This window comes from Tepidiphilus sp. HLB4 (genome assembly GCF_054823945.1).
Genome location: NZ_JSYB01000077.1, coordinates 1 through 1,151, shown reverse-complemented (window position 1 = coordinate 1,151; position 1,151 = coordinate 1). Strand labels below are relative to the sequence as shown.

Below are 1,151 nucleotides of genomic sequence, written 5' to 3'. Positions count from 1 at the left end.
ATGGCAAAAGCGAAGTTTGAGCGCACGAAGCCGCACGTGAATGTGGGCACGATCGGTCACGTGGACCATGGGAAGACGACGCTGACGGCGGCGCTGACGACGGTGCTGTCGAAGTACTACGGCGGCGAGGCGAAGAAGTACGACGACATCGACGCGGCGCCGGAAGAAAAAGCCCGCGGCATCACGATCAACACCGCGCACGTCGAATACGAGACGGCCAAGCGCCACTACGCGCACGTCGACTGCCCGGGCCACGCCGACTACGTGAAGAACATGATCACGGGCGCGGCGCAGATGGACGGCGCCATTCTGGTGGTGTCGGCCGCCGACGGCCCGATGCCGCAGACGCGCGAGCACATCCTGCTGGCGCGCCAGGTGGGCGTGCCCTACATCGTCGTCTACATGAACAAGTGCGACATGGTCGACGACCCCGAGCTCCTCGAGCTCGTGGAAATGGAAGTGCGCGAGCTGCTTTCCAAGTACGACTTCCCCGGCGATGAAGTCCCGGTGATCAAAGGCTCCGCGCTCAAGGCGCTCGAAGGCGACCAGAGCGAGATCGGCGAGCCCTCGATCCTCAAGCTCGCCGAAGCGCTCGACACCTACATTCCCACGCCCGAGCGCGCCATCGACAAGCCCTTCCTTCTGCCGATCGAAGACGTCTTCTCCATCTCCGGTCGCGGCACGGTGGTCACGGGCCGGGTCGAGCGCGGCATCGTCAAGGTGGGCGACGAAGTCGAGATCGTCGGTCTGCGCCCGACGCAGAAGACCACGGTCACGGGCGTGGAAATGTTCCGCAAGCTCCTCGACCAGGGGCAGGCGGGCGACAACGTCGGGGTGCTGCTGCGCGGCACCAAGCGCGAAGACGTCGAGCGCGGTCAGGTGCTCGCCAAGCCCGGGACGATCACGCCGCACACGCACTTCGAGTGCGAAGTGTACGTGCTCTCCAAGGAAGAAGGCGGGCGTCACACGCCGTTTTTCAGCAACTACCGGCCGCAGTTCTACTTCCGTACCACCGACGTCACCGGTGCCATCAAGCTGCCCGAAGGGGTGGAGATGGTGATGCCCGGTGACAACGTGAAGCTGGAAGTGAAGCTGATCGCCCCGATCGCGATGGAAGAAGGCTTGCGCTTCGCCATCCGTGAAGGCGGCCG

Annotated in this window: 1 protein-coding gene; it reads left to right on the top strand. The window is 64.6% G+C overall.

The features are described 5' to 3' along the window. Positions 1 to 1,151, top strand: a 1,151-nt coding sequence (tuf, locus tag OA56_RS09600) for an elongation factor Tu (protein WP_461584963.1), incomplete at its 3' end; no start/stop codon positions are given.